The 25761-nt window shown below is 60.4% G+C and carries 26 protein-coding genes and 1 tRNA gene; 15 read left to right on the top strand and 12 right to left on the bottom strand.

Annotated features, from left to right (window positions below; translation table 11 throughout):
- Window positions 1–418: 418 nt before the first annotated feature.
- On the top strand, window positions 419–1861 hold the full coding sequence (mgtE, locus tag AC3WK8_RS27605; RefSeq protein WP_022640315.1) for a magnesium transporter: 1443 nt from the start codon (window positions 419–421) through the stop codon (window positions 1859–1861).
- A 107-nt stretch (window positions 1862–1968) separates the two neighbouring features.
- Here the strand turns inward: mgtE and AC3WK8_RS27610 are convergent, their stop codons facing one another.
- Window positions 1969–2295: an Arc family DNA-binding protein gene (locus AC3WK8_RS27610; RefSeq protein WP_003178899.1), complete on the bottom strand. Its 327-nt coding sequence runs from the start codon at window positions 2293–2295 to the stop codon at window positions 1969–1971.
- A gap of 379 nt (window positions 2296–2674) precedes the next feature.
- On the opposite strand from AC3WK8_RS27610, the gene phnN reads away from it, so the two are divergent.
- A complete protein-coding gene (gene phnN, locus AC3WK8_RS27615; protein WP_103326682.1) occupies window positions 2675–3256 on the top strand; it encodes a phosphonate metabolism protein/1,5-bisphosphokinase (PRPP-forming) PhnN in 582 nt (193 codons plus the stop codon).
- On the opposite strand, the gene AC3WK8_RS27620 is transcribed toward phnN, so the two are convergent.
- Together AC3WK8_RS27620 and AC3WK8_RS27625 are read right to left on the bottom strand one after the other, a co-directional pair.
- Window positions 3231–3410, bottom strand: coding sequence for a PA3371 family protein (locus AC3WK8_RS27620; RefSeq protein WP_085597262.1), 180 nt, complete (start codon window positions 3408–3410; stop codon window positions 3231–3233). The two genes, phnN and AC3WK8_RS27620, sit on opposite strands and share 26 nt — an antisense overlap.
- A gap of 13 nt (window positions 3411–3423) precedes the next feature.
- Window positions 3424–3660, bottom strand: coding sequence for a hypothetical protein (locus tag AC3WK8_RS27625; protein ID WP_103326680.1), 237 nt, complete (start codon window positions 3658–3660; stop codon window positions 3424–3426).
- Between the two features lie 280 nt (window positions 3661–3940).
- Here AC3WK8_RS27625 and AC3WK8_RS27630 point away from each other — a divergent pair.
- Window positions 3941–4017: transfer RNA gene (locus AC3WK8_RS27630), tRNA-Arg, on the top strand.
- Window positions 4018–4106: 89 nt separating this feature from the next.
- Here the strand turns inward: AC3WK8_RS27630 and AC3WK8_RS27635 are convergent.
- Entirely contained in the window at window positions 4107–5537 is a 1431-nt protein-coding gene (locus tag AC3WK8_RS27635; protein WP_103326677.1) for a gamma-aminobutyraldehyde dehydrogenase, read from the bottom strand.
- A gap of 262 nt (window positions 5538–5799) precedes the next feature.
- Between AC3WK8_RS27635 and AC3WK8_RS27640 the strand changes: the two genes are divergently transcribed.
- The gene (locus AC3WK8_RS27640) at window positions 5800–6891 is read left to right on the top strand and encodes a polyamine ABC transporter substrate-binding protein (protein ID WP_103326675.1); all 1092 of its coding nucleotides are present in this window, start codon (window positions 5800–5802) and stop codon (window positions 6889–6891) included.
- Between the two features lie 156 nt (window positions 6892–7047).
- Window positions 7048–7908: a helix-turn-helix transcriptional regulator gene (locus AC3WK8_RS27645; protein WP_103326673.1), complete on the top strand. Its 861-nt coding sequence runs from the start codon at window positions 7048–7050 to the stop codon at window positions 7906–7908.
- Window positions 7909–8178: 270 nt separating this feature from the next.
- Here the strand turns inward: AC3WK8_RS27645 and AC3WK8_RS27650 are convergent, their stop codons facing one another.
- From AC3WK8_RS27650 to AC3WK8_RS27660, 3 genes are read right to left on the bottom strand one after another with little or no spacing between them, the layout of a single operon-like run.
- Window positions 8179–8841, bottom strand: a complete 663-nt coding sequence (locus AC3WK8_RS27650; RefSeq protein ID WP_103326672.1) for a DUF1266 domain-containing protein — start codon at window positions 8839–8841, stop codon at window positions 8179–8181.
- On the bottom strand, window positions 8835–10088 hold the full coding sequence (locus tag AC3WK8_RS27655; RefSeq protein ID WP_103326670.1) for a hypothetical protein: 1254 nt from the start codon (window positions 10086–10088) through the stop codon (window positions 8835–8837). The genes AC3WK8_RS27650 and AC3WK8_RS27655 overlap by 7 nt, the downstream gene beginning before the upstream one ends.
- A complete protein-coding gene (locus tag AC3WK8_RS27660) occupies window positions 10079–12409 on the bottom strand; it encodes a hypothetical protein (RefSeq protein WP_103326669.1) in 2331 nt (776 codons plus the stop codon). The genes AC3WK8_RS27655 and AC3WK8_RS27660 overlap by 10 nt, the downstream gene beginning before the upstream one ends.
- Before the next feature lie 524 nt (window positions 12410–12933).
- Here AC3WK8_RS27660 and AC3WK8_RS27665 point away from each other — a divergent pair.
- On the top strand, window positions 12934–14538 hold the full coding sequence (locus tag AC3WK8_RS27665; RefSeq protein ID WP_022640282.1) for a tetratricopeptide repeat-containing response regulator: 1605 nt from the start codon (window positions 12934–12936) through the stop codon (window positions 14536–14538).
- Window positions 14535–15224: a sensor histidine kinase gene (locus tag AC3WK8_RS27670; RefSeq protein ID WP_085597257.1), complete on the top strand. Its 690-nt coding sequence runs from the start codon at window positions 14535–14537 to the stop codon at window positions 15222–15224. The genes AC3WK8_RS27665 and AC3WK8_RS27670 overlap by 4 nt, the downstream gene beginning before the upstream one ends.
- Here AC3WK8_RS27670 and AC3WK8_RS27675 read toward each other — a convergent pair.
- Window positions 15212–16150 (bottom strand): LysR family transcriptional regulator, encoded by a 939-nt coding sequence (locus tag AC3WK8_RS27675; protein ID WP_103326667.1) that lies wholly within the window; start codon window positions 16148–16150, stop codon window positions 15212–15214. The two genes, AC3WK8_RS27670 and AC3WK8_RS27675, sit on opposite strands and share 13 nt — an antisense overlap.
- A gap of 320 nt (window positions 16151–16470) precedes the next feature.
- Here AC3WK8_RS27675 and AC3WK8_RS27680 point away from each other — a divergent pair, with 320 nt between their 5' ends.
- A complete protein-coding gene (locus tag AC3WK8_RS27680) occupies window positions 16471–17712 on the top strand; it encodes a glutamine synthetase family protein (RefSeq protein ID WP_022640279.1) in 1242 nt (413 codons plus the stop codon).
- A 69-nt stretch (window positions 17713–17781) separates the two neighbouring features.
- Complete coding sequence (locus tag AC3WK8_RS27685; protein WP_256592437.1) at window positions 17782–19152, top strand: MFS transporter; 1371 nt, start codon at window positions 17782–17784, stop codon at window positions 19150–19152.
- Between the two features lie 67 nt (window positions 19153–19219).
- Here AC3WK8_RS27685 and AC3WK8_RS27690 read toward each other — a convergent pair whose 3' ends face one another.
- From AC3WK8_RS27690 to flgA, 4 genes are all read right to left on the bottom strand, one after another.
- Complete coding sequence (locus AC3WK8_RS27690; RefSeq protein ID WP_085597254.1) at window positions 19220–19966, bottom strand: flagellar brake protein; 747 nt, start codon at window positions 19964–19966, stop codon at window positions 19220–19222.
- 96 nt (window positions 19967–20062) lie between these two features.
- The gene (locus AC3WK8_RS27695; protein ID WP_022640276.1) at window positions 20063–20530 is read right to left on the bottom strand and encodes a flagella synthesis protein FlgN; all 468 of its coding nucleotides are present in this window, start codon (window positions 20528–20530) and stop codon (window positions 20063–20065) included.
- A gap of 48 nt (window positions 20531–20578) precedes the next feature.
- Complete coding sequence (gene flgM, locus AC3WK8_RS27700; RefSeq protein ID WP_022640275.1) at window positions 20579–20896, bottom strand: flagellar biosynthesis anti-sigma factor FlgM; 318 nt, start codon at window positions 20894–20896, stop codon at window positions 20579–20581.
- Window positions 20897–21047: 151 nt separating this feature from the next.
- Window positions 21048–21809, bottom strand: a complete 762-nt coding sequence (gene flgA / locus AC3WK8_RS27705) for a flagellar basal body P-ring formation chaperone FlgA (RefSeq protein ID WP_103326665.1) — start codon at window positions 21807–21809, stop codon at window positions 21048–21050.
- Between the two features lie 75 nt (window positions 21810–21884).
- On the opposite strand from flgA, the gene AC3WK8_RS27710 reads away from it, so the two are divergent.
- From AC3WK8_RS27710 to AC3WK8_RS27735, 6 genes are all read left to right on the top strand, one after another.
- Window positions 21885–22817, top strand: a complete 933-nt coding sequence (locus AC3WK8_RS27710) for a chemotaxis protein CheV (RefSeq protein ID WP_031320323.1) — start codon at window positions 21885–21887, stop codon at window positions 22815–22817.
- Window positions 22818–22860: 43 nt separating this feature from the next.
- The gene (cheR, locus tag AC3WK8_RS27715) at window positions 22861–23688 is read left to right on the top strand and encodes a protein-glutamate O-methyltransferase CheR (protein ID WP_031320322.1); all 828 of its coding nucleotides are present in this window, start codon (window positions 22861–22863) and stop codon (window positions 23686–23688) included.
- Window positions 23689–23930: 242 nt separating this feature from the next.
- Entirely contained in the window at window positions 23931–24338 is a 408-nt protein-coding gene (gene flgB, locus AC3WK8_RS27720; protein WP_103326664.1) for a flagellar basal body rod protein FlgB, read from the top strand.
- Between the two features lie 3 nt (window positions 24339–24341).
- Window positions 24342–24785 carry a flagellar basal body rod protein FlgC gene (gene flgC / locus AC3WK8_RS27725; RefSeq protein WP_031320321.1) on the top strand — a complete coding sequence of 148 codons (444 nt, stop codon included), beginning with the start codon at window positions 24342–24344 and terminating at the stop codon, window positions 24783–24785.
- Window positions 24786–24800: 15 nt separating this feature from the next.
- A complete protein-coding gene (gene flgD / locus AC3WK8_RS27730; RefSeq protein WP_085597252.1) occupies window positions 24801–25529 on the top strand; it encodes a flagellar hook assembly protein FlgD in 729 nt (242 codons plus the stop codon).
- Window positions 25530–25558: 29 nt separating this feature from the next.
- Window positions 25559–25761 (top strand): flagellar basal body protein (locus tag AC3WK8_RS27735; protein ID WP_218278013.1); only part of this gene is annotated, 203 nt, incomplete at its 3' end.

Genomic DNA, 25761 nt, shown 5'->3' on the forward strand with positions numbered 1-25761 from the left:
GCACCATATATCAGAAAGCCCGTATCGCAAGATACGGGCTTTTTGTTTTTGTGTGGCTTCATTTTCTCTCTTGCCTGTTCGTCCGGAACGGCTTGTCTTCTCGGTAGTCGAATATCCTGCTCGGCGGCATGTCGGCGGACTTTTTTCTCCATCTGTGTGTTTTCTTTTTCTGCCGGGGCGTCGCAGTTCCATAGATTCGGGCGCCGCTCAGGTTTATGTCGCAAGCGCTTGTTCTTGCCGCTATTTTTTAACGTTTAAAACCGCCAGGCGGTGTATGATTGCGCCCGTCAGCCCCGCCGGGGCTTGTGGAATATCTCCATGGACTTACCCAGTAGTTACTCAGTATCTCGTTTTCACAATCATGAACTGACTGATTGATCCTTCCGGCGTGCTCCTCTGCTGGGAGTGGAGTTCGCCTATGACCGAAGTAGAAGTAAAGAAAACGCAGGAAAGCCTGCAGGATCGCCTCGCTCAAGTCGTTGAGCTGCTGCAGCGCCAGCGGGTGGTCGAAGACCTGACGCACCGTCAGGAAGGCCATCACCATGACCGGGTAGAAAACCTGGTTCATCGGCAGAATCTCGTCGAGTTGCAGCGCAAGCTCGATGACCTGCACTCTGCCGACGTCGCTTACATTCTCGAAGCCTTGCCCCTGGAAGAGCGCCTGACCGTCTGGCAGTTGGTCAAGGCCGAGCGTGACGGCGACATCCTCCTCGAAGTATCCGACTCCGTGCGTGAAACCCTGATCGCCGACATGGACGATCATGAGCTCCTGGCTGCGGCCAAGGAGATGGACGCTGACGAACTTGCTGACTTGGCTCCCGAGCTGCCGCGAGACGTCGTCCATGAGCTGATGGAGGCCCTCGATGGCCAGCAGCGTGAGCGTGTCCGCTCCGCGTTGTCCTATGACGAGGAGCAAGTCGGTGCCCTTATGGACTTCGAGATGGTGACCATCCGCGAGGATGTCAGCCTTGAAGTGGTCCTGCGTTACCTGCGTCGCCTGAAGGAGCTGCCTGGCCATACCGACAAGCTGTTCGTGGTCGACTACGACGGCGTGCTCAAGGGGGTCCTGCCGATCAAGCGGCTCCTGGTCAATGACCCGGAAAAGCAGGTTGCGGAGGTCATGGCCAGCGATCCGGTGAGCTTTCACCCCGATGAAGACGCCTACGATGCGGCCCAGGCCTTCGAGCGTTATGACTTGATTTCGGCCCCGGTGGTCGACAAGAACGACAAGCTGATCGGTCGTTTGACCATCGACGAAATGGTCGACCTGATTCGTGAGGAGAGCGAAAGCGAAGTCCTCAACATGGCCGGTCTGCGTGAGGAGGAAGATATCTTCGCCTCGGTCTGGAAATCCCTGCGCAACCGTTGGGCCTGGCTGGCCATCAACCTGATCACGGCATTCCTGGCCTCGCGGGTGATAGGTTTGTTCGAAGGTTCCATCGAGAAGCTGGTGGCGCTGGCGGCATTGATGCCGATCGTGGCAGGTATCGGCGGCAACTCGGGGAACCAGACCATCACCATGATCGTCCGGGCAATGGCCCTGGACCAGGTCAGTACTGGTAATACCTCGCGCCTGATGCGCAAGGAGCTGGCGGTAGCCTTGATCAACGGCCTGATCTGGGGTGGGGTGATCGGTGCCGTGGCCTACATGTTGTACGGCAGTTGGTCGCTGGGTGTGGTCATGACAGCGGCGATGACCCTGAACTTGTTGCTGGCGGCCCTGATGGGGGTCTTGATCCCCATGACCTTGGCGCGCCTGGGGCGAGATCCGGCCATGGGAGCCAGCGTGATGATCACCGCGATGACCGACAGCGGTGGTTTTTTCATCTTTCTCGGCCTGGCGACGATCTTCCTGCTCTGAGCCCTTGGCTATGGATTCCCGACGAAGCGCCTTGATGGCGCTTCGTTGCTTTCAGGCGGGCAAAAAAAAAGCCAGCGACTAGGCTGGCTCTAGCTTTCGGGGCAAAATCAGCTGGCGTCTGCGGCCATTTCTGCGTCATGTGCAATCAGCGAAACCAGGGCGTTTTGCTGGCGATGTGAAAGTTGGCGGAAACGTTGAAGCAGCTCGCGTTCATGCAAGGACAGTTCTGGGCTGTCCAGGCGCATGCTCAGCTCTTCACCCAAGGCACCTTCCTGAATAAGACTCTGCTCCAGGCGTGCGATGATTTCGGAGTTCATGCTGCGATGATGGTTGCGAGCCACCTCGGCAATGCGTTCACGCATCCCGTCGGGCAGACGTACGACGAACTTGTCAGCCGTACGGCTGGAATAAATTGCCTGTTTCAATGGGCGCATATATTTAACCGGTTAGTTCAGGGGAGCGGTTCTCGGAATTGGCCGCGGGCTGTTTTTTAAGACAAGCCTGATTGCCAAATGTTCAACCTGAATTGTTAAGAGGCCCGCATCATGCCTCAAAAATTGCCAGATCATTGGCGTCAATTCTGTGACAAATATTGAACTGGATAAAGGCGTTATGCCAGCACCAATTATCAGAAATGCGGACTGGTTTGAAAAGATCGCTGAACCGCATTGTTGGCCGCAGTCCCTCGCCCGGCGGGAATGGGAGTGCACGAGCGAAGGTGCACGCGCTGCGGATGAGTCTCATGATCCCTACCTGTTAGAGGATAGTGGCAAATGGCCGATTTACTAGTATCTCCGTCCGGATCCCGCATCCATGCCCGGTAGACTCATTTACCTGATGGGCCCCTCGGGGGCTGGCAAGGACAGCCTGATCGATGCTGCCAGACGACAATTGGCCGAGATGGGCTGCGAGGTGGCGAGGCGGGTCATCACCCGTTCTGCCGAGTCGGTGGGCGAGAGTGCCGAGGAGGTCAGTGCCGAGGAGTTCGAGCGCCGGGTGACCCAGGGGGAATTTGCCTTGTGGTGGCGGGCCAATGGCCTGGGTTATGGCATTGCGCTGCAGATCGAGCACTGGTTGGCCCAGGGGCGCCACGTACTGGTCAACGGCTCCCGAGGTTATCTGCCGCAGGCTCGGGAGCGTTATCGCGACCTGCTGCCCATTGTGCTTACCGTGGATACCCAGGTGTTGCGCCAGCGTTTGCTAATGCGGGGACGGGAAAGTGTGGCGCAAATCGAGGATCGCCTGAGGCGCAACGAGTTGTTCATCAATGAGGGCTGGCTCGACGACGGGCAGGTGGTGCGCCTGGACAACTCACAAGGATTGTCGTCTACCGTCCAGCATCTATTGGAGATATTACGCCTGCACGGGATCAGCGCAGCACCGGGTCGAACTTGATCTTGCGCCCGGCAATCAGGGCCAGCAGCAACAGGCTGGAGAACACGCCGCAGGCTACCAGGCATATCCAGCTAAAGGTTCCTTCGGGCAATGCCATGGCCGCTATGGCGCTAAGCATTACCAGGACAAGCAGGCTTTTGGCTGCGGTGGACATGAACATCTCCTGATCAGAATACCCAGCGCTCGCTCACTAGCTCCGCTGGTGGCTGCGGGGCCTCTCCGGTGGCGGCCTGGGTCATGGTCCCGGGCAGGGCCTGGGTATTGAGGACGGCCAGTTGTGCGCTCAGGCCCTGGCTATGATGAGTGACGCAAGGCCCATCGGTGACGTTGTCCTGCGGTAGAAAGTGAAAAGCCACCAGCACGGCAATGGCTGTCGCATTCAAGAGAAACAGGACGCTGTTCATGGGCATCATCTCCGCAGGGTTTTATCCATGGATAAAGCAGGCTGCGTGCCAACAGTGTATATGCCATTAAATCCTTTAAAAACAGCTGGTTGGCTTTTGTTTGCCGGATGTGTGAGTTGCATTTTGCAATGATGGCTTTTTGCATTGATGCAATTTGCACGATCCTCGCCAACCAGGCCGGTGGCGCCCTGTAAAAACCCCTACCGATGACATGACAAATACGGCGCTGGCCGTTAACATGCACGCCGTCCTTTGTGCCGTATCAGGCACTTACCTCCGGGTCTCAGTAGCTCAATTGGATAGAGCATCCCCCTCCTAAGGGGAAGGTTGGCAGTTCGAACCTGCCCTGGGACACCATCTCCCCCTCTTGTTCGCCTCCCCATGAAGCAAACTTCTTGCATCGGACATCCTGCCCGTCGTTCGTCCTTGCCCGCTTCAATGATGGGCTACTCGAAGTTGAGCATGATGTGGCGGATGCAGGTGTAGTCCTCAAGGCTATACAAGCTCATATCCTTGCCATAGCCCGATTGCCGCAGGCCGCCATGGGGCATTTCCGTGGCGAGGGTCATGTGTTGGTTCACCCACACGCAGCCGTACTGCAGTTGCCTGGAGGTCCTCAGGGCTCGTTTGACATCGCCGGTCCAGACCGAAGCCGAGAGCCCGTATTCACTGGCGTTGGCCCACTCCAGTACCTGCTCCTCATCGTCGAAGGAGGTCACCGAGACCACCGGGCCGAACACTTCCTTCTGGACTATTTCATCTTCCTGCCTGACTCCGGCAATGACCGTGGGTTGGAAGAAGTAACCAGGGCCGTCGGGAACGTCGCCTCCGGTCAGCACCTCGCTATGGGGCAGCGCCGCGGCGCGTTGTACGAAGCCCAGGACGCGCTCCTGCTGGCGGCGGCTGATCAGGGGGCCAAAATCGATGCCTCGATCTTCTGGGTGGCCGCTGCGTAGCGTCGAAACGTGCTGCACCAGGGCATCCAGGAATGGCTCGCGAATCGATTCCGCGACGTAGATGCGGCAAGCCGCGGTGCAGTCCTGGCCAGCGTTGTAGAAGCCGGCACTGCGCACCATATCGACCACTGCGCGAATGTCCGCATCCGGGAACACCAGAACCGGAGCCTTGCCTCCCAGTTCGAGATGCGTGCGTTTCAGGTTGCCAGCCGCAGCATGGGCCACTGCCTGGCCGGTGGTGATGTCGCCGGTCACCGACACCATGCGTACCTTGGGGTGCGACGAGAGCTGGGCCCCCAGGGTAATGCCGCGTCCGGAAATGATGTTGACGACTCCCCGGGGAAATATGACTGCGCAAAGCCGAGCGATGTAGAGCGCGCTCAAGGGCGTCAGCTCCGAGGGCTTGAAGACCACGGTGTTGCCGGCTGCCAAGGCAGGTGCCAGCTTCCAGGCCGCCATGAGCAGCGGATAGTTCCAGGGAGCGATCAGCCCGACGACTCCCAGGGGATCACGCCGGATCATGCTGGTATTGCCGGGCACATACTCTCCCGCCGCGCTGCCGGGCAGGCAGCGAGCGGCCCCCGCGAAAAAGCGCAAGACATCGACCACCGCAGGAATCTCATCTTCGATGGCCATCTGCAGCGGTTTGCCGCAATTGCGGCTTTCCAGGGCGCCCAGTTCTTGCGCGGCCATTTCAATCTGGTCCGCAAGCTTGAGCAGCAGGTAGCTGCGCTGTCCGGGAGGTGTCCGTGACCAGGCGGGAAACGCCCGGCTGGCGGCTTCCACAGCCAACTCGAGTTGCGCCGGGCTGGCTGCGGCTACTTCACAGATGAGGCTTTCATCGGCTGGGCAATAGATGCGTTCGTTATCTCCTTCGCCAGCTACCAGGTGCCCATCGATAAGCAATTTGTCGTAGACCATTGTTTTAATCCCCATGGGTTTTTATTGGTGGTCGGTTACAAGACTTTCAGCAGCTCAGGGGGTGGTGTTGTTCCAAGCTGCATGTGCCCTATCCAACTTATCCCGATCGATCTCCGGCAAGAATTCCCCTTCAAGGGAAGAAGAATTCACAAACTCGGGTCTTGCCGTCGCAACCGCCTCGGACATACCCCCTGTAGGGTAATGGACGTAGTGGGGTGGCCTGGATAGCTTCCTGGCAGTGCGTTTCCAGGAGAACAATAAAATGAAAAGTCTGGTAATCGAGGCAGGTGTCGCTGTGCTACTGGCGTTATGGCTATCCAGCGCAGCGGGTACGGAAAGTGTGCACATCTATAACTGGACCGATTCCATTGGGCGGACCACCCTGAAGGACTTCCAGCAAGCCACGGGGGTCCTTCCCGTCTATGACGTATTCGAGTCCAACGAGATGCTCGATGCGAAGTTGCTGGCCGGCAGGTCCGGCTACGACGTGGTGGTACCTTCCAATAACTTTCTGGCAAAACAGATCCGCGCCGGTGCGTTCCAGCCATTGGACAAGAGCAAATTGCAGAACTGGAACAATCTGGATCCGGACATCTTGCAGCTGTTGCAAGTAGTGGATCCTGGCAATCAATACGGAGTGCCTTACCTCGGCGGGTCGGTAGGAATCGGCTATAACGTCGACAAGATCAAGGCCATTCTTGGCCTGGAAAAGATCGAGTCCTGGGCGACTGTCTTCGAGCCGAGGAATATCGAACAACTGAGCCAGTGCGGTGTAGCGATACTGGATTCGCCCGATGAGTTGTTTGCGGTGATGCTCAATTATCTTGGCCTGGACCCCAACAGCAGCGAGATCAAGGACTACAAGCTGGCACAAAAGAAGCTGCTGCTTATCCGGCCCTACATTACTTACTTCCATTCCGCCAAATACATATCCGATCTGGCCAATGGCAATATCTGCGTGGCCATCGGTTACTCCGGGGATATCTACCAGGCCGCGGCCAGGGCGCAGGAGGCGGGGAAAGACATCGATATCAGCTACTCGCTACCCAAGGAAGGCAGCAAGCTGGCGTATGACATGCTGGCCATTCCCGCTGATGCGCAGAATCCTGATGCGGCCTTGGCGTTCATCGACTACATCCTCAGGCCCGAGGTGATCGCAAGGATCAGTGAAGATGTCGGGTATCCCAATCCGAACTACAAATCCTATTCCTTGATCAGCCGGGAGTTGCTCGACAATCCCATGGTTTTTCCAGAGATTACGGCAAAAAAGCAGCTGTTCGTGGCCACACCGTTGCCTTTTGCCATACAGCGCTTTGCCACGCGATCCTGGACGCAGATCAAGTCCGGCAGATAACCGTCCTGCCTGCCGGGAGTCTCGCCGGAAGTTGCCTGGTACAGGCCTAGTTCATGTTCAGCAAATCGTTTGCCCGGGCGTAAGACCCTGAGGTCCACGCCAGCAGGAAGTCTTTGTGATAGGAATGCACAAACCCGGGCAAGCAGGAGCGTGGCGATGTCTTCCATCATGAGCAGTTATGAAAAGATGAAAGCCCTGGTATCGCTGCGAGAGTGGCACGCCAATCTGTCGGCCGTGATAGAGGCTGTGGGTAGCGATGATTTCGTCGAGAGGCTGGTACACGCCCTGAGTACCGTGGCTGTTATCCAGTCCACGCAGTTCGTGCTGGAAATCCAGTCCAGGGCGCCAGTCCTGTTGTACGAGAGTGGTATCCCACAACAGAAATATGAATCCTTGATAAACCGCTACTTTGCAGCGGGTTATATGCTCGATCCCATGTGCCTGGCAGTGAAGAGTGGTATCGCACAAGGGTTCTACCACCTGTCCGAGGCTTGTCCGGACGATTTCTTCAGCAGCGAGTACTACAAGAATTATTACCTGGGAAATGGGGTGAAAGAGGACTGTTTCTATGTCATCGATCTCGACCCGGCAACCAAGTTGACCCTATGTTTCTTTCAGGGCAAGACGGGGGAGACATTCGATTATCTGCAACTCGAATTCCTTCGATCCGTCGAGCCATTGGTCAGGAGCCTGGTGCTGCTGCATTGGCAAGGACAACCCGCCATCCTGTCCGAACAGCAAGGGCCATGCGAGGCGTTTGATGTCCAGGAACAGGGTATCAGCAGGGATCATATATCCGAGGCTTTCAAGCCGTTTGGCAATGGAGCGCTGACGGAGCGGGAGAAGGATGTGGCCCATCTGATACTTTGCGGGCACTCCACCAAGTCCGCCGCCAATACTTTGAAGGTTGGCCTGGAGACCATCAGGATGCATAGGAAAAATCTCTATGCGAAGTTGCAGATCAATACCCAGGCGGAGCTGTTTGCGTTGTTTCTCAAGTCATTCGCCACAAGATGACCAGGCGTTCAAGCATGTAGATGAACGTCATTATCGCCAGCGTCCAGAATCGTCCTGCCGACAGGCTGGAGCTGCGCTGGATCAGGGCGGTAATCAGTAGAGCTAGATGGGACACGGTACAACCTCCATTTTTCTGTGGGCATGAAAAAACCCCAGGACACTCAGTGTGCCTGGGGCCGTTCGGCGCTTGATTTATCTATAGTGCAACTTAAACCTGCGGGTTCTATGTCTCACGTGTGAGACTGCCAATAGTGAGGGTTCTCCCGGCCTTCACTCGGTTGCCGGGCTGAATGCCGGCAAACCCTGCCACGCTACTTTTGCCCAGGCCCCGCCGTCTGCCGCGAGCAACTGCTTGAGGCTGTCTTCGTTGAAGGTGCTGCCCAGGGCGTCCGCCCTGAAAGCCGCCACCCATTGCCGGCGCCCCTGCATGAAGGCCTGGCCGAAGTCTTCCCAGCTGTCGAAGCAATCCTGGGCTCGCTGGGCGTTGAGCAGCATGATGCGCCAGCCGCTATCGGCCTCCAGCCAGCCCATCAGCGTTGCACACCGGGCGAAGAATGCACTGCGCACGCAAGCGAAGGCGACGGCGGCCCGCGGATCGTCGCTGGCGTTCAGGCCATGCAGGTCGATACGAAACCACTGGCGTTCCAGGGTGGAGTTAAGGTGGTTGCGAACTTCATCGTCGCTGGCGTTGCTGCGAAAGCCGATCTGGTGGAGCAGCGGAGCCCTGAGGGTGTCCCTGGCCTGATCGGCGAAGTAGGTGGTCTCGGGATCGAAGAACCCGGTCATGCCTGTGGCATCCACCAAGGGTTGCGCCAGTGTCAGGGCCCAGCGCTTGCGTGGGGTGAAGACCACCAGGGAGGTGGGGCTGGAGCGGCGGCGCAGGTAACCCCAGACCACCCAGGCGCCGAATAGGAAGCCAATGACGGTCAGCATGCTTTGCCTCGCTGCCTGTTGGCTTGCCAGCTGCAGATGGATTCGGCCTGGGCCGGGGACATGTCTTTCCATGGCACGCCTTCGGTGCGATACAACGGGTCCTCCAGGCGGGGCTGCGGCCAGGGGCTTTTCTTGTAGACATGCCGGATGGCATAGCGCACAGCCGGAGCCTCGGGTTCGTTTTCCAGCAACAGGTCGCACTGGCGAGCCGCCACCAGCCACTGGACCATGGGCGATGGCGAATCCAGTCGCGAGAACAGCTGTGGGTAGCGCGATACCAGGCGTGTCTGGGCCTCGGGCTCACTGACCTCTTCGATGTGCAGCCAGCCGCTTTCGGTGCGCACGACACCGATGGCGATGCAGTCGTCCGGCGTCTGTTGGTCGGTACCTATGGTATTGAGGAACAGCAACAGGTCATGGAAGTAGCGCTCCACTGGTGGGCGGTTCTGCTTGCCCTTGACCTGCTCCACGGTCAGTGCGCCGCTACCCTGGACAATCAGGCTGACCGTGATGTGGGGCTGGCCCTGGGCATCGCGCAGGCTGAAGACCCGCATGCCCTGTTGCTCCACGGCTTCGGCGTAGCGCTCGCCATAGCCGCCGGTCAAGGCCCGGCGATTGGCGAACTGCCCCAGGCAGTGGCGCATCACATAGCTTTCAAACGCCATCTCGGCCCGCAGCAGCGGGCTGTCGCTGCGCATTTCCACCCAGGTGTGCTCGGCGCAGGTCACCGTGACTTGCAAGGCATCGGCCGAACTCTGGCGCCAGCCCTGATCGACCCGGGCCGCCATTTGCGCATGTTCCTTCTCCCACAGCGCCAGGGCCTGGGGACAGTTGATGCGGTCGAGCTTGCCCTCCAGGGCCGTGCCCTTGCGTGACACCAGGAACTCCACCAGCCGGGCCTCTTGGGCCAGCAGCTGGGGTTGTGCCGGGTCGATCCACACCAGGGGGGGCGCACTGGCGCAGGCGTCGGCCTCCTGGGACTTGGCGGCACTGAAGTGCCCGGCTACCCAGGCCGGTAGCCCGGCGCTACCCAATACCTGGGCGGCGTCATCCAGGTCGTGGATGCGTCGTGCTGGTTCGAAGTTGCCAGCCAGGTGCCGATAGAAGTGGTTGAGCAGCCAGCTATGCACGGCAGCGTCGTCTTCCCGGGCCTGGCTGCGCTGCTTGATGCCTCGCTTGAGTTCATCGGCATTGAGCAGGTTGCGCGCGGCATAGCTGGAGCTGCGTTTGTCAGCGGCTATTTCCATAGCTGCCACCAGCTCTTCTTGGCGGCAGGGGCGGCAGGCGCCTGCAGTTCGGCCATGATCGACTCGATCCGGGTGCGGCATTGCACGTCGTAGTCTTTGCTCGGATCGCAAAGGGCCAGGGTCCGGGCGCAGTAGTCGAGGGCTTCTTCAGTGCGTCCACGAGCCTTGAAGTAGTCCACCGAACAGGACATCACCGACACCTCGTTCATTTCCAGCACGCAAGGCTCATAGCGCTGCCACAGGCTGTCGGCGTTGTCCGGATGGGTGGGGGCCAGGTAGCGCGCCAGCTTGATCCGGTCGAACAGCGCCGAGGAGTCCAGCTGCTGGTCGCTGATCTCCTGGGCGGCCTGCCAGTTGAGCAGGCGTTCCAGCCAGATGAGGATTTCGCTGTCGCGGTCCAGCGAGTACAGGGCGTAGGCCACCGAGACGATGTAGCTCTCCGGATTGTGACGGCTGTAGCCGTAGTCCATCGAGAAATGCCACAGCTGCTCCGCGGCTTCGGCGATGCCCGGGTAGTCGTCCATGGCGATACGGGCGCTGAGGACACCGTTGAAGTGCTCGGCGAAGGAACTGGCGGCAATGCCCCGCTGGTGCAGTTCGATGGCATCGGCGTAGCGCTGTTGCTCGTTGTAGCAGCGGTAATTGATCGCCAGGTTGTTGCAGAGCATCGAGTACAGGTGGGCGCAGGCATCGAACGGGTGGCCACTGCCGGTGGTGAAGTAGCGCTCCATATGGGCTTGCCCCTGCTCGTAGGCATCTTTCTGGGCATCGCGCAGCAGCGAGTAGGCTTCGTCGCGAGCCTCGCTTGGCAGTTTGTCGGCCTCTGGTTCCGCCAGTTCCTCCATGGTCAGGGCGTAGTTGTAGGCGTGATTGCCGCTGGCCAGTTGTGGCCGGCACTGTTTCAGCGCTTCGACGATGCCCAGCTTGCGCACTTGGGCGACGAACAAGGCATAGGCGCTGCGGTTGTCGTGCAGGCGACCGGCCTCGATGGCTTGTTGCAGCAGCTCGACCTCGGTGGCCGCGTCGATCAGATCGCGGTCGGCGTCGTGCACTGCGGCCAGGCGCTTGATCCAGGGCTGTTCAGGGTTGCGGCGCAGCGCCTCGGCCCGGGCTTCGGCGAACAACCGATCGAGCTGCTCGAGGTCGTCCATTGCGGCATACAGGGCGGCCAGCAGCGGCGTGGTCGCCGGTTCTTCTGGGGTGATCGGCGGCAATGCCTCGAGGAATATTTGCAACAGCTCGCTGGTGACACAGGCTCGCATGATGCAGATCGGCCACCAGGCGTTGCGGTCTTCCGGGTCCTTGAGGCGTTCGAGGACCAGGCGTGCCACTGGTGGCCACATCTCTGACTGGCGGTCGTAGATATCCAGGAACGCCCGATGGCCAGCTTCCTCCATGCGTCCGGCTTCCTGCAGCCAGGGCAACTCATACTCGATGAAGCTGTTGCCACCGCCGCTGTCCAGGCTCATCGCCGCCACGTGACAGATCTTCAGGGCGCCGTTCAGGTCGCCCTGGGCGTGCAGGGAACGGGCCGCCAGGCGTGCGATGCGCACGTCCCATTCGCGACGCCGGGGCTGCGACAGGCCAGCCGTGAGCTGGGCGATGGGTTGCTCGAACAGGGCCAGGCGCAGCGGGATGATCTCGATCAGTGAGTTGCCCAGCCACAGCCAGTCACCTTCGTCGATGTCCTGCTCGGGGCTGGCGTTGCGGATGACGTTGATCGCGTCCAGGGCGGCGGCGCGGGCTTCTTCGTCACGCCCATGGCGCGCCAGTGCCAGGGCGCGGCGTCGATGCCGGTCGGCGTCGTCCCAGGCCCGCAAGGCGGCGCGTTCGGGGTTGATCAGGGCCAGGGCATAGCGCACTTCGATGGTCTTGAGCGCGACTTCGATACTGCCCATTTCCAGCTGGTCGAAGATCCGATAGCGCCGGTAGTACTCGACATCGAAGTCCAGGGTCTGGGTGGCCATCTGGTTGAGTTTTTCCAGTACCTGCAGCAGTACCGGCTCGTCATCCAGGTAGTTGGCGACCTGCAGGCGCAGGATATCCAGGTTGATCTGCAACTCGTCGCGCGCCGCATCCCCTGAGGCTTGCAGCAGGGCGTCGCCGTCGCGATCGATGACGGCCTGCGCGGCAACCGAATCGCCGGCCTGCATCCACAGGGTGTGCAGGCGAGCGATGGAGCCCAGGGAGTCGGCGAATAGAGGCTGTGCTTGCAACTGGGCCAGCAGGGTATCGGTTTCCTGCTCTTGCTGTTGCGCTTCGAGGCGGTCCATGAACTGTTCCAGTTCAATACCGGTAATCACACTGCTGTCCTGCGCCATCGTTAACTCCATTGGATAATGCTGTGTACATCCATCGATGCATCTTCTGGCAAACCGGCATGCCCATGTCGCTGATGCCAGCGTCGGGTGCCCGCCGATTCTTCGGCACCTGGCCTGCAAGCCGCGCTTGCTTGCCGCTGCAGAGCGGCGTATCGCGGCCTGGGTGGGGAGCGACAGCGATCGAGGCTTAGAGGCGCGCACGCTAGCAGGTGAAGTTGCAGAATCCAAGATTTCCCAGGCCTTCCAAGACCATTTTCCGAAGGTTTTTACCGGTGTGGGGCAAATCGCGACAAGGACAGGCCAAACCGCAATAAATGCTGTCGAGCGCCTATAAGGGAATGCTCGATCCGGCCGATAACCTGCGATGGACAATTGTGTTCCCAAGCGGCGACCTGTATCACAGGCTGGCCGCAAAGTGCTTGATAGCCTTCGGCCAGCCGCTATTATCTGCGCGCCGAGGGGCTGTGAAGCCGGGTGGGCCCTGGCGTCTCTGGATTGATCTTCTTAATTGCCTGGAATCTTCGATGCTGGCGTACCACCAAAAGAGCTTTTTGATCGTCGATGATTTCTCGGACTACCGCAGTTCGGTGCGCTCGATGTTGCGTGAGCTGGGCGTCAAGGACGTGGATACCGCCGACTCTGGTGAGCAGGCCCTGCGCATGTGCGCGCAGAAGCGCTACGACTTCATCTTGCAGGACTACCACCTGGGTGACGGCAAGAAAAACGGCCAGCAAGTGCTCGAAGACCTGATGATGGAAAAGCTCATCAGCCATGAAAGCGTGTTCCTCATGGTGACCGCCGAGAGCAGCCAGGCCATGGTGCTCAGCGCCCTGGAGCACGAGCCCGATGCCTACCTGACCAAACCGTTCAACCGCTCCGGCCTGGCCCAGCGCCTGGAGCGCCTGCAGCAACGCAAGACCCTGCTCAAGCCGATCCTCCAGGCGTTGGACCGGGGCAAGCCGGTGGAAGTGCTCAACGCCTGCGTCACCCTGTGCAAGCAGGATCCGCGCTATGCGCCGCTGTGCCTGCGGTACCGGGCCGACGCCCTGCGCGACATGAACCAGAACGAGCCCCTGGAGCGCTTGTACAACAGCATCCTGGCGGATCGGCCGCTGCCCTGGGCCTATGTCGGGTTGGGGCGCCTGCTGTTCAAGCGCGGCCAGGTCACCGAGGCCAAGGCGGTGTACGAGAAGGCCTTGAAGGCTTTCCCGATGATGCCGGGCCTGTATGACGGCCTGGCCGATGTGCTGGTGGCCGAGGGCGATACCAAGCGTGCCCAGAGTGTGCTCGAGGAAGCGGTGCGCTTGTCGCCCCTGGCTCCCCGGCGCCAGGCGTTGCTGGGCAAGCTGGCCATGGCCAACGAAGACTTCGAAAGCGCCTCCAGGGCTTATCGCCAGGCGGTGAACCAGGGCGCGCAATCGCGCTTCAAGGACCCGGAAAGCAACCTGGGCCTGGCCCATGCTTTGATCAGCAAGGGCAGCGAGCGCGGCCTCGATACCCGTACCCGGCTGGAGATCAACCAGACGCTGAGCGCCGTAGCCAAGGAAAACCCGGCCGATCCAGGCTTGCAGATTCGCGCGCGACTGATGAAGGCCACCAGCCTGTTGCTCAACGATGCCGAGACGGCCGACAAGCTCACCGAACAGGCCTTGCAGCGACTCGAAGGCATGGAGCAGTTCATGAGCCCCGAGGCGGCGCTGCTGGTGGCCAAGCAATTGCAGATGCTGGGGCAGGCCAGTGCCGGCGCCTCGATGCTCAAGAACTGCGCGGAAATCTACGGCGATGACCCGAAAGTCATGCAAGGCATCGCCAAGCTCACCGATGACCCGACTATCCTCAGTTCTTCCAATGCGGCAGCCGACATCAACCGCCAGGGCGTGCGCAGCTACAAGGCCGGCAACCTGGCCGAGGCCCGAGAACTGTTCCGCAAGGCCCTGGCCATGCAGCCCAAGAACATCAGTGTTGCCCTGAACATGGCGCAGTCGCTGCTGCATGGCGCCGACGCCAACCCGGATGCGGCGCTTCTGGAAGAATGCCAGGCGTGCCTGAAGATGGTCGGCATGATGCCCGATACCGACGCGCGTTATCCGCGCTACCAGAAGCTGCGAAGCAAGGCGTTTGGCGAATGATCGAAAAGCAACAGGCGCTCGACTTTTCCACGGTGATCGCCTCCACCGTACATGACATGAAGAACTCCCTGGCCATGCTGATGCAGGCCCATGCCCAGTGGTCGGCACGCCTGCCGCAAGGGCAGCTGCCTGCCGAGCAGGGGGTGATCGACTACGAGTTCGCGCACCTCAACGGCATGCTGGTGCAGCTGTTGGGGCTGTACAAGCTGGGAGTCAACCAGTTGCCGTTGCAGCCGGCCTACCACGAATTGGACGACTTCATCGAAGCGCAGCTGGTGAGCCACCAGGAAGTGTTCAAGAGCCGCGGGATTTCCGCCACCTATGAAGTCGATCCGCTGAGCCCCCTGGGTTTCTTCGATCGTGAGCTGATCGCCTCGGTGCTGGCCAACTGCATCAATAACGCCATCCGCCATGCCCGCCATGCCCTGCTGATCAGTGTCAGCGACGAGGAAGGCCAGGTGGTGCTGTCGATCAACGACGATGGCGACGGCTATCCCCAGGCGATGATCGAGCGCCAGGCCGAGTACATGCAGGGCATCAACCAGAGCAGCGGTAGCACCGGGCTGGGTTTGTATTTCGCCGGGCGTATCGCCGAGCTGCACCAGCGCAATGGCGTCTGTGGGCGCACCCGGATCGGCAACGGCGGCCCGTTGGGTGGTGGCCTGTTCAAGATCTACCTGCCCTGAACGACGGCCGGCGCAGGTTCGGTCAGTTGCTGTGCCGCCAGTTCCAGGCATTGCAGGAGCGTGGCCAGGGCTGTCCCAGGCTCCTGGCCCTGGCGAGTGATGCAGTGGAAGCGCGAGCGGTACCCCAGGCGCAGGGGTAGCAGGGCGCGCAGCTGCCCCTTGGCGACCCAGCCGGCGGCATAGTGGCTGGGCAGGTAGCCCAGGTAGGTGGTAGAGAGGATCAGCGTGGCGATGGCTTCCATGCTATAGGCGCTGACCGCCTGGTTGAAGTGCAGGTCGTGGGGCCGCTGGTGTTCGGCCATATAGCCTCGACCTACATAGTCGGCGCTGCAGATCCGGTCCAGGCTCAATTCCTCGTCGCGCAGGGCGAACAGCGGATGCCCGGCGGCGCAGTACAGGTGCTGTTCTTCGTCGAACAGATGCCGATAGTTCAAGCCCGACAACTCATGGTGGAAAGCGCCGATGGCCAGGTGCAGGCGATCGTCCAGCACGGACTGCTCCAGTTCGTCAGGGCGCATCAGGTGCAGGTTCGGCCGTACCTGGGGCAAGCGCTGGCGCAAATGCTTCAGGGCCAGGGGCAGTGGGGCGCAGGGCAGGCTGGCCAGGCTGTCGACGCTGCCGATCTGCAAGTGTTCGCGGGCGTTGGGACCCAACCGGTTGGCATGTTGGCGAAAGCGCTCGATATCGGCGAACAGTCCTTGGGCGGCCTCGAACAGTTCCAGGCCCTGGTCGGTCAACTGGAAGCCGCTGCTGCCGCGCCGGCACAGGGAATAGCCCAGGCGTTCCTCAAGGTCACGAACCACCACGCTCAGTCGCGAGAGGCTGGTGTTGAGCCGGGCCTGGGCCGCAGTGAAGCCCCCGGCGTCGACGATGGCGCAGAACACTCGCAACATCCGCAGATCGATATCGGCAAGATTTCCCAGCATGAGGGGCCTCCGCAGGCCTGCTTCAGATCACCAGCCGAGCCTACTGCATCGATCCGGCGAGTACAGGTCCAGGCGCGCAGGATGGTCGTGGATGCGCTGGTGCTGGCGGGAACAGGCATGTCCGGGAATTTGCTCTGCCGTGCTTGAAATCCCGAACGGGTGGTGCGTATTTTGTACGGGTCGCCGTTCGCGGCTCGTATAACAACAAGGATTGAGTCATGACAACCGATGGCCACAGTTCACTCGCCGAGCGATTGACGGGCATTGATGAAATCGAATGTGTTACTGCGGATTTGAATGGCGTACCGCGGGGCAAGGTAATGACCGCCGAGGGATTCCTCGAAGGGCGGCGCCTGCAGATGGCTCGCGGGGTGCTGCTGCAATGCATCATGGGCGGATACCCGCCAGCGCGTTTCTATGGCAGCGATGACGGCGACCTGGCCCTCACCGCCGACCCGCGGCAGATTCATCGGTTGCCCTGGAGCGAGACTCCGCGAGCGCTGGCCATCTGTGACGCCGACGAACTCAGCGGCGAGTCCTCGCGCCTGTCGACTCGCGGCCAGCTCAAGCAGGTGATCGCCCGTTATGCGGCCCTGGGCCTGGCGCCGGTGGTGGCCACCGAGCTGGAGTTCTTCGTGTTCGCGCCCAACGATGATCCCGGCCAGCCCTTCCGCCCTCCGGTCGGCAAGGACGGCCGCCGGGAGGACGGCTACTCGGCCTTCAGCATCAGTTCCAACAACGGTCTGCGACCCTTCTTCAAGGAAGTCTACGAGTGCATGGCGGCCCTGGGCCTGCCTCGCGATACCTTCATGCACGAGATGGGCGTCAGCCAATTCGAGATCAACCTGTTGCATGGCGATCCGCTGCTGCTGGCGGACCAGACCTTCCTGTTCAAGCACCTGCTCAAGGAGGTGGCGCTCAAGCATGGCTTGATCGTGGTCTGCATGGCCAAGCCGCTGGCTCATACCCCTGGCAGCTCCATGCACATCCATCAGAGCCTGGTGGAGATTGGTAGCGGGCGTAACGTTTTCAGTGACGAGTCTGGGCAGCCCACGGCACTGTTCCACCACTTCATCGGTGGCTTGCAGGCCGGGATGGCGGATTTCACGGCACTGTTCGCGCCCAATGTGAACTCCTACCAGCGCCTGTGCCATCCCTACGCTTCGCCGAACAATGCCTGCTGGTCCCACGACAATCGCGCCGCGGGGCTGCGAATTCCCGCCAGTTCGCCGGTGGCGCGGCGGGTCGAGAACCGCTTGCCGGGGGCGGATGCCAACCCTTACCTGGCCATTGCCGCCAGCCTGGCAGCAGGTTTGCATGGTATCGAGAACGAGCTGGCGCCAACGGCTGCCATCCAGGGGGAATTCGAAGTACCGGATAACCTGTCCCTGCCTTGTACCTTGCATGCGGCGCTGGAGCGCCTCAAGCGCAGCCAGTTGGCCAGGGAACTGTTCGGCAGCGAGTTCATCGAAGGCTACATCGCTTCGAAAACCATGGAGTTGACCAGCTTCTTCGATGAAATCACTCCCTGGGAACGGCGTGTACTAGCGGCCCAGGCTTAACCAACGTCGCTGGCCGGGCCCTCGTCCCGAGGGTCCGGAACCTCATTCAAGGAGCCGCCCGGAACGCCGATGCGCCAGATCTGGAAATCTTTTCGCGCGCTGTATTTCGCCTCGCTGATGATGTTGATCGGCTCGGGCCTGCTCAGTACCTACCTGGCCTTGCGCCTGGCGGCCGACCATGTCGACGGCCTGTGGGTCGGGGCGCTCATGGCGGCCAACTACTTCGGCCTGGTCTTGGGGGGCAAGCTGGGGCACCGGCTGATCGCCAGGGTCGGGCATATCCGGGCCTATGCCACCTGTGCCGGCATCGTCGGCGCGGCGGTGCTCGGCCATGGGCTGGTGAACTGGCTGCCAGCCTGGCTGGTGCTGCGGATGATCGTCGGCCTGGGGATGATGTGCCAGTACATGGTCATCGAAAGCTGGCTCAATGAGCAGGCCGATGCCAAGCAGCGTGGCGTGGTCTTCAGCGGTTACATGATCGCGTCCTACCTGGGGCTGGTCCTGGGGCAACTGATCCTGGTCCTGCATCCGGCCCTGGGGCTGGAGCTGCTGATGCTGGTGGCGCTGTGCTTCGCGCTGTGCCTGGTGCCGGTGGCGATGACCCGGCGCATCCACCCGGCGCCCCTGCGTCCGGCGCCGATGGAGCCGCGCTTCTTCATCAAGCGGGTACCGCAGTCCCTGAGCACGGTACTTGGCTCGGGGCTGATCGTCGGTTCGTTCTACGGCCTGGCGCCGCTCTATGCCTCGCAACAGGGCTTGAGCACCGAGCAGGTAGGCCTGTTCATGGGGAGCTGCATCTTTGCCGGCCTGGTCGTGCAGTGGCCCCTGGGCTGGCTGTCCGATCGCTTCGACCGGGCCTTGCTGATTCGCTGCTTCGCCCTGTTCCTGGCGGTGATGGCCTTGCCGTTGGCGATCTTGCCCACGGTGCCTTTGGAAGTGTTGTTCATCCTGGGTTTTTTCTGTTCGCTGATGCAGTTCTGTCTCTATCCGCTGGCCGTGGCGTTTTCCAACGACCACGTGGAGGGCGATCGACGGGTGTCGCTGACGGCGATGCTGCTGGTTACCTATGGCGTGGGAGCGAGCATCGGGCCGTTGGCGGCCGGCGTGCTGATGAAGCTGTTCGGCAGCCAGATGCTCTATGCCTTCTTCTGTTTCTTTGCCGTGGTACTGGTCTGGCGGATCCGGCCTAAGGCCGTGACCAACCTGCACCAGGTCGACGATGCGCCGCTGCATCACGTGGCGATGCCGGACAGCATGTCCAGTTCGCCGCTGGTGGCGGCCCTCGACCCGCGGGTGGACGAGCAGGTGGTGCAGGATCAGATGCAGGTCGCTCCTGCGACGGATACCGTGCCGCCCACGTCGCCTGAATCCGGGGCAGGCGACGAGGAGCCCGTTGGCGAAGCGCGTGATGGCGAGCCGCTGGGCGAAGCCAGGCCTTAGCGCTCGAGATGAAAAAAAACGGGCAGTTGCCGCAAGGCACTGCCCGTTTTTCATGGATCCTCGGCGATCACATATCGTCTTTGTCGAAGCGCCGTGCTTCGCGCTGCAACTGATAGACGAAGCGCTCAACCTGGCGCTGCACCAGGCCGCTCATGTTGTGGAAGCGTACGCCGGCGAAAGTGGTGTCGATCCTTTCTTCGTAGTGCAGGTAACGCAGTTCCACCGGTGCGGTCATGCTGCCGAAGGGCAGGGCGGCGATGAAGCGCTCATAGACCTGGCCCAGTTGCAGGCGGGCGGAGATCTCGCCGTCGAAGCGCAGCTTGCAGCCGGTGGCGGAGATGTCCAGCAGCTTGCCGGTCAGGGGCGACTTGAGCTTGTCGCCGCCCAGCTCGATATCCACCAGCTGTGCCAGTTTAAGGGCGGCGCGGAAGGCATTGCGGCGTTGGTGGTAGACCACTTCGTCCGGCAGGGTGGTGCGGTAGCAGCGGCCGCCACCAGACTCGTCCAGGGTCGGCAAGCCGTTGCTTTCCCAGGCGATGCGTACGCCTTCGTGGAAGCCTTCGACACGGAATGCTTCGCCGGCGAGCAAGAAGCGTTCGCCATCGCGGGGAATCATTTCGTCGAGCGCGAGCGTATTGCTCTCGCGGTCCACTTCCACCACGTAACTCTGGAAGCGCTGGCTGCGCTCATGGAAAGTGATGATCAGCGGATCGTGGCTTTCTTGCAGCAAACGCAGGTTGGAAGAGATCTCCAACGGGGTGGTTAGCACCTTGGGTGGCTGCGGAGCATCTTCCGCGTTTGATGCTGTGAACACGGTTCATCAATCTCCAGACAAAATACAACTACACGCAGGAGCTAGCATTTTGCCAGCATGTTTCGCGGCTTGGTAGCACGCGCTCATTTTTGCGGCCTAAGCCTGACTGAGTGGGCGTTGCTTCGCAAGCATCGAGGTGGAGCCGCGGGCGTCGTAGAGGGCTGGAGGTTCGCCGCCATTGAGGATCTTCAACTGGTTGGCGGTGGTGGCCTGCTGGATCTGGATCGAGCGGCCGTTGAGCTCGTTGGCGGCCTGGCATTCAGCTAGGAGCTGGACCAGCAGGTCGCCTTGCTCGAGCAATTGCGCGCCCAGGCTGGAGTGGCTGGCCAGTTGTGCAAGGCCTTCGCGATTGGCGGGCAGGCCAAGACTGTCCAGGAGCTGGGTACGGGTGCGGCCATGCTGTTCCAGCAAGACGATCAGGGCCTGTTTCTGCGCCAGGATCTCCTCCAGCAACGGCATGTCGCGGCCGTGCAGGGCGATGGATTCGGCCCGGAGCAGCTCCAGCAATTGTTGAGCTGGAGCAAGGTCATCGGTGATCAGTTGCAGTAGGTTGGTATCGTGCATGGCTGGCCTTGGGGATTAAGCGTCCAAAAGCCTGGCGCAAGCCTGTGGCTAGCGCTGGGCTTCGAAATTGAGCAGTTTGCTGGCTACACGGTTGCTGTCGACTTGGTAGCTGCCATCGGCGATAGCTTGTTTCAGTGCTGCCACCCGGGCTTTGTCGGCAACAGGCTGGTCGCGCAGCTTGTCAGTGATTCGTTGCAACTGTTGAGCCTCATTGCTGAGGTGTACCGATTCCCCGCTTTTGCTGGTCTCGGCTGTGCTTACCTGGGCTACGGGCTTGCCGGCATCACCGGTTTCCTTGCTGGCGCTGGTACGCGTACTGCCTGTCAGTGGGGAGGAGCTGTTCAAACGGCTGAAGTCGATGACCATGATGAGTAAAACCTCTGGGTATTTGGACGCTTGCCATGTTCTCGGCCATACCCTGGAAAACTTTAGGCTCAATTGTCGACAAGCCAAGGCAGGTATCTGCGACCCGTTATCGGTCACAGTTTAGGGAACGGGAGGGGCGAGCGCCAGTGATCTACATGGCCACTTCCACCTGGCCCGGCGCGGTGACGCGAGCCTTGATCACCCGTTGCGAATTCAGGTTCTTGACCCTGATCTGCTCGCTCATGCCGCCGTTGGACAAGGCTTCGCCGGGCATTCGTACATTCAAGGAGCCGCTGCGTGCAGAGATCACCACCTGATCGCCCTTGCGCACCACCTCGGCCTGCTCCAGATGAACCAGGGTGACGAGTTGATCGGCGACCATTGGTCGGACAAGTTTCTGACCAATGGCCTGGTCGACCGAGGTCAGGTAGCCCTGTCCGTTCTGGCTGATATCCCGTTCGCGTAGTACCACATCCTTTGGCTCGATGATGGACGATCGTTTGAGAGGGCGGGCGCTGGTGACCACCTCGCGGAACAACTTGACCTGCGCCGGCACGAAAACCGACCAGGGCGAGCTGCCTTCGCAGCGGACCTTGACCGTCACACGCCCCAGGGGTTGGGCCGGGCTTTCCAGGCTGGCTGTCAATTCCTTGTCGCAGGCAGGCATGTGCATCCGTGGATCCAGCTGCTTGACCTCGATCTCATAGCGTCCTTCGGTTTGACTGGTTGCCAGGTAGTCTTCTACCGTGAATTCAAGAAACCCTTGAGTGACGCCGATAAGTAGATCAGGCAGGGTGACCGAATCAGCAATGGCAGGGCCGCCAGGGTTTAAAATGCACAGCATCGCAAGGGCGCAGAGCACTCTGCGGCCAGGTGATGTCAGGCGTCGAAAAAATGTCGTTTTGGCGTTCATAACAGTTAAAAAGCAAGCGCCGTGCCGTTTAGCAATGAGCGTGCGTCGGATCTTAAAGCTTTGGGGAGTCTGGGCATGGCTGGTGTAATGGATTCGGTAAACCAGCGCACGCAATTGGTTGGGCAGAATCGCCTGGAGCTGCTGCTGTTCCGTCTGGACGGTGGGCAACTCTACGGGATCAACGTATTCAAGGTGCGCGAGGTGCTGCAATGCCCGAAGCTGACCTTGATGCCCAAATCCAGTCCTGTGGTGTGCGGTGTCGCGAATATTCGAGGGGCGACCATTCCGATCCTGGATCTGGCAATGGCCACTGGGTCTGGCGGGTTGCAGGATCAGAGCAATCCGTTCGTCATCATCACTGAGTACAACACCAAGACCCAGGGATTCCTGGTGCGCTCGGTGGAACGCATCGTCAACATGAACTGGGAAGAGATCCATCCGCCACCCAAGGGCACCGGGCGCGATCACTACCTCACGGCAGTGACCCGGGTGGATAACCAGCTGGTCGAAATCATCGATGTGGAGAAGATCCTGGCGGAAGTCGCGCCAACTTCCGAATCGATCTCGGCAGGCGTGGTGGATGTCGAGACCCAGCACAAGGCCATTTCCCTGCGGGTGCTGACCGTCGACGATTCGTCGGTGGCGCGCAAGCAGGTCACTCGCTGCCTGCAGACAGTGGGCGTGGAAGTGGTGGCGTTGAACGACGGTCGGCAGGCGCTGGACTACCTGCGCAAGCTGGTCGACGAAGGCAAGAAGCCGGAAGAGGAATTCCTCATGATGATTTCCGACATCGAGATGCCTGAAATGGACGGCTACACCCTAACGGCCGAGATACGTAACGATCCACGCATGCAAAAGCTGCACATCATCCTGCATACTTCGTTGTCAGGGGTGTTCAATCAGGCGATGGTGAAGAAGGTCGGTGCCGATGACTTCCTTGCCAAGTTCCGCCCTGATGACCTGGCTTCCCGGGTAGTCGACCGGATCAAAGCAGCAGACCACAGCTGAGGGCAGTGGCCCTTGGTGGACCTAGATCTAAGAGGCGGCAGCATTGTCTACGGGTAATTTGGATTTTGAACAGTTCCGGGTCTTCCTGGAAAAAGCCTGTGGTATTTTGCTCGGGGAAAACAAGCAATATCTGGTCTCGAGCCGTCTCAACAAACTGATGGAGCAGCAAGGTATAAAAACCTTGGGCGAGCTGGTTCAGCGGATCCAGACCCAGCCACGCGGCGGTTTGCGCGAGATGGTAGTGGATGCCATGACGACCAACGAGACCTTGTGGTTCCGCGACACCTACCCATTCGAGGTGTTGAAGAACAAAGTGCTTCCCGAGGCGATCAAGGCCAATCCCAACCAGCGCTTGCGGATCTGGTCCGCGGCTTGTTCCTCGGGACAGGAGCCTTACTCGTTGTCGATGTCCATCGACGAGTTCGAGCGTACCAACATGGGCCAGTTGAAGATGGGCGCGCAGATCGTCGCAACCGATCTGTCCGGGACCATGCTCAACAACTGCAAGACCGGTGAATACGACAGCCTGGCCATTGGTCGCGGCCTGTCAGCCGATCGTCTGCAGCGTTATTTCGACCCCAAGGGGCCGGGGCGCTGGGTGGTCAAGTCGCCGATCAAGAACCGCGTTGAGTTCCGCTCGTTCAACCTGCTGGACAGCTATGCCAGCCTGGGCAAGTTCGACATCGTGTTCTGCCGCAACGTCCTGATCTACTTCTCGGCGGAAGTGAAGAAGGACATCCTGATGCGCATCCACAGCACCCTGAAACCGGGCGGTTACCTGTTCCTGGGGGCGTCCGAGGCGCTCAACGGCTTGCCGGATCATTACCAGATGGTCCAGTGCAACCCGGGAATCATCTACCAGGCCAAGTAACCTGGATTGATCGCTATGCCAAAGGAGGCCCTCGGGCCTCCTTTTTCATGTTCGTCATTTATGCCGAGATGGCAGGGTGATTGCCGCTTTGCCGGCGCTGCGCGGAAAACCATTGCCGCTTTTCTGGCATTTGCCGCCTTGCCGTTATCGCGAGGGCCTTGATTTACGGGGTTTTCAAGGTTGGCACGCGGATTGCTAGTTTCAAATCAACGTAAAATCAGGTCACCCAAAGGTTTCCCGACATGAGCATCAGCTTCGATAAAGCGCTCGGTATTCACGAACAGGCTCTGGGCTTTCGCGCCAAGCGGGCCGAAGTATTGGCCAACAACATCTCCAACGCCGACACCCCGAACTACAAGGCTCGGGACCTGGACTTTTCCGCCGTGCTCGCCGAGCAGAGCGAAAAGATCAACAAGGGGACGTTCGGCCTGAACCTGACCAATAACCGGCATATTGAAGCGCAAGGCGTGAGCGCTGGCGACGAGTCGCTGCAATATCGCACGCCAATGCAACCTTCGATCGACCAGAACACCGTGGACGCCCAGCTCGAGCAGTCGAACTATGCGCAGAACGCGGTGGAATTCCAGGCCAGCTTCACGCTGCTCAACAGCAAATTCAAAGGGCTGGTGGCAGCCCTGCGCGGAGAGTAATCCATGTCCCTCGCCAGTGTTTTCAATATTGCCGGTAGTGGCATGAGCGCCCAGACCACCCGTCTGAACACCGTCGCCAGTAACATCGCCAACGCCGAGAGCGTGTCGTCGAGCATCGACCAGACCTACCGCGCCCGGCATCCGGTGTTCGCCACCATGTTCCAGAACGCCCAGGGCGGTGATCGTGGTTCGCTGTTCCAGAGTCAGGACGCTGCCGGGCAGGGCGTACAAGTGTTGGGCGTGGTCGAGGACCAGAGCAACCTCGAGGCGCGCTACGAGCCCAATCATCCGGCAGCCGATGCCAAGGGCTATGTCTACTACCCCAACGTCAATGTGGTGGAAGAGATGGCCGACATGATTTCCGCCAGCCGTTCGTTCCAGACCAACGCTGAAATGATGAATACCGCCAAAACCATGATGCAGAAGGTCCTGACCCTCGGTCAGTGATAAGGGGCGAATCCGATGAGCGTTACTGATACCACTACAGCGCCATCCCTCAAGGATGTGCTGGCAAATTCGTCGAAAAAGACCACGACCACCAGTGCTGATGGCCTCGCTGCGGCAACCAACAGCACCACCGGCAAGCAGTCCCTGGGCAAGGATGCATTCCTCAAGCTGCTGGTGACCCAGCTGAATAACCAGAACCCGCTGGATCCCCAGGACAACAGTGCGTTCGTGGCCCAGTTGGCGCAGTTCTCGACCCTGGAAGGGATCACCACGCTCAATACGTCGGTGAACTCCATCACGGGCAACTACAAATCGTCCCAGGCCTTGCAGGCTTCGTCCCTCGTCGGGCGCTCGGTGATCGTCCAGAGCGGCACCACCCAGGTCGACACCAGCAAGAGCATGACCGGGTCGGTGACCGTTCCGACCAGCGTGAGCTCGGTCACCGTGGCCATCACCGACAAGGACGGCAACACCGTCAAGACCATCGACATGGGCAGCCAGAAGGCTGGCAACGCCAGCTTCGTCTGGGATGGCACCAAGGCCGACGGCACCAAGGCCCCGCCGGGCAACTACACCTTCAAGGCCAGTACCACCATCGATGGCAAGGGTACTTCCCTGATCACTTACCTGCCGGCCACGGTCAACAGCGTCACCATCAGCCAGACCGGCGGTGAGCTGATGCTGAACCTGGCAGGCATGGGCAGCCCGATCGGGCTGTCCAAAGTACAAACTATTGGTATCTAGAGCCGACTAAGCGGCACGAGGAGTGGAATATGTCTTTCAATATCGGCCTTAGCGGTCTCTACGCTGCCAACAAGCAATTGGACGTGACCGGCAACAACATCGCCAACGTCGCCACCACCGGCTTCAAGTCTTCCCGTGCGGAATTCGCCGACGTGTACTCGGCCACCAAGCTGGGCAGCGGTACCCAGGTAGTGGGCAACGGCGTGCGCCTGGCCAACGTGTCCCAGCAGTT

It is taken from the genome of Pseudomonas sp. FW507-12TSA, assembly GCF_058781435.1.